This window comes from Streptomyces sp. MMG1533, from assembly GCF_001279775.1.
In the GTDB taxonomy this organism is placed as follows: Bacteria; Actinomycetota; Actinomycetes; order Streptomycetales; family Streptomycetaceae; genus Streptomyces.
On sequence record NZ_LGDG01000077.1, the window covers coordinates 1 to 2,647 of the forward strand.

Here is a 2,647-nt window from a genome sequence, read left to right on the forward strand (position 1 = left end):
CTCAGCGTGCGTTGAAGTATTTGGCTTCGGGGTGGTGGATGACGATGGCGTCGGTGGACTGTTCGGGGTGGAGCTGGAATTCCTCGGAGAGGTGGACGCCGATGCGTTCGGGCTGGAGGAGGTCGGCGATCTTGGCGCGGTCTTCGAGGTCGGGGCAGGCGCCGTAGCCCAGGGAGAAGCGGGCGCCGCGGTATTTGAGGGCGAACATGTCGTCCATGGCGGCGGGGTCCTCGCCGGCGAAGCCGAGTTCACAACGCACGCGGGCGTGCCAGTACTCGGCGAGGGCCTCGGCGAGCTGGACGGACAGGCCGTGCAGTTCGAGGTAGTCGCGGTAGGCGTTGGCCTCGAAGAGTTTCGCGGTCTGTTCGCCGATGCGGGAGCCGACGGTGACGATCTGGAGGCCGACCACGTCCGTCTCGCCGGATTCGCCGGGGCGGAAGAAGTCGGCCAGGCACAGGCGGCGGCCGCGGCGCTGGCGGGGGAAGGTGAAGCGGGTCATCTCGTTGCCCTGCTCGTCCAGCAGGATGAGGTCGTCGTCCTTGGACACGCAGCGGAAGTAGCCGTAGACGACGGCGGCTTCGAGCAGGTTCTCGCTCTGCAGCTGGTCGAGCAGGCCCCGCAGCCGGGGCCGGCCCTCCGACTCGACGAGTTCCTCGTAGGAGGGTCCCTCGCCGCTGCGGGCCTGCCGCAGGCCCCACTGGCCCTTGAACAGGGCGCCCTCGTCCAGCCAGGTGGCGTACTCCTTGAGCTGGATGCCCTTGATGACACGGCTGCCCCAGAACGGCGGGGTGGGGATGGGGTTGTCGAGGGCCACGTCCGAGCGGGCCGCCCCCTGATCGGGGCGTTCCTCGGGGCGTTCCTGCGTGGCGGCCGCGCGGACCCGGCGCTGCTTGAGCTCGGGCAGCTGTGCGCCGGGCACCCCGCGTTTGACGCCGATCAGGGCGTCCATCAGGCGCAGGCCCTCGAACGCGTCGCGGGCGTAGCGGACTTCGCCCTGGTAGATCTCGTGCAGGTCCTGCTCGACATAGGCGCGGGTGAGCGCGGCGCCGCCGAGGATGACCGGGAAGTCGGCGGCCAGGCCGCGCTGGTTGAGCTCCTCCAGGTTCTCCTTCATGATCACCGTGGACTTGACCAGCAGCCCGGACATGCCGATCACATCCGCCCGGTGTTCCTCGGCGGCCTCCAGGATCGCCGAGACCGGCTGCTTGATACCGAGGTTGACCACGGTGTAGCCGTTGTTCGACAGGATGATGTCGACGAGGTTCTTGCCGATGTCGTGGACGTCCCCGCGGACCGTGGCCAGCACGATGGTGCCCTTGCCCTCCTCGCCCTCCACCTTCTCCATGTGCGGTTCGAGGTAGGCGACCGCAGTCTTCATCACCTCCGCGGACTGCAGGACGAACGGCAGCTGCATCTGGCCGGACCCGAACAGCTCCCCGACCACCTTCATGCCGTCCAGCAGCGTCTCGTTGACGATGTCCAGCGCGGGCCGCTCCGTGAGGGCGTCGGCGAGATCGGCCTCCAGGCCGTTCTTCTCCCCGTCGATGATGCGCCGCTTCAGACGCTCCTCCAGCGGCAGCGCGGCCAGTTCCTCCGCCCGCCCCGCCCTGCGCGAGGTGGTGGTGGCGCCCTCGAACAGCGCCATCAGCTTCTGCAGCGGGTCATAGCCCTCAGCACGCCGGTCGTAGATCAGATCCAGGGCGGTGCTGACCTCCTCCTCGGTGAAACGGGCGATCGGCAGGATCTTCGACGCGTGCACGATCGCCGAGTCCAGCCCCGCCTTCACACACTCGTCCAAGAACACCGAGTTCAACAGCACCCGCGCGGCCGGGTTCAGACCGAAGGAAATGTTCGACAGCCCCAGCGTGGTCTGCACCTCGGGGTGACGGCGCTTGAGCTCACGGATCGCCCCGATCGTCGCCACACCATCACCCCGGGACTCCTCCTGCCCCGTACAGATCGTGAACGTGAGGCAGTCGATGAGGATGTCCGACTCGTGGATGCCCCAGGTGCCGGTCAGATCGTCGATCAGCCGCTCGGCGATCGCCACCTTCGTCTCGACCGTGCGGGCCTGGCCCTCCTCGTCGATGGTCAGCGCGATCAAAGCCGCACCATGCTCCCGCGCCAGCCTGGTCACCTTCACGAACCGCGACTCGGGACCGTCACCGTCCTCGTAGTTCACCGAGTTGATCACCGCACGGCCGCCCAGCTTCTCCAGCCCCGCCTCGATGACCTCCACCTCGGTGGAATCCAAAACGATCGGCAACGTCGAAGCGGTCGCGAACCGGCCCGCCAGCTCCGCCATGTCCGCGACACCGTCCCGGCCCACATAATCCACACACAGATCCAGCATGTGAGCACCCTCACGGATCTGCTCACGGGCCATCTCCACACAGTCGTCCCAGCGGCCCTGAAGCATCGCCTCCCGGAACTTCTTCGACCCGTTCGCGTTCGTCCGCTCCCCGATCGCCATATACGCCGTGTCCTGACGGAACGCCACCGACTGATACAACGACGCCGCACCCGGCTCCGGACGCGGATCACGCACCCCCGGCGCCACACCACGCACCCGCTCCACCACCTGCCGCAAATGCTCCGGCGTCGTCCCGCAACAACCACCGATCAACGACAGACCGTACTCACGGAC

The 2,647-nt window shown here is 67.6% G+C and carries 1 protein-coding gene; it reads right to left on the reverse strand.

Going from position 1 to position 2,647, the window contains the following annotated elements; genetic code table 11:
• Nucleotide 1: 1 nt before the first annotated feature.
• Nucleotides 2-2,647, reverse strand: a 2,646-nt coding sequence (gene metH, locus ADK57_RS11185) for a methionine synthase (RefSeq protein WP_053749251.1), incomplete at its 5' end; no start/stop codon positions are given.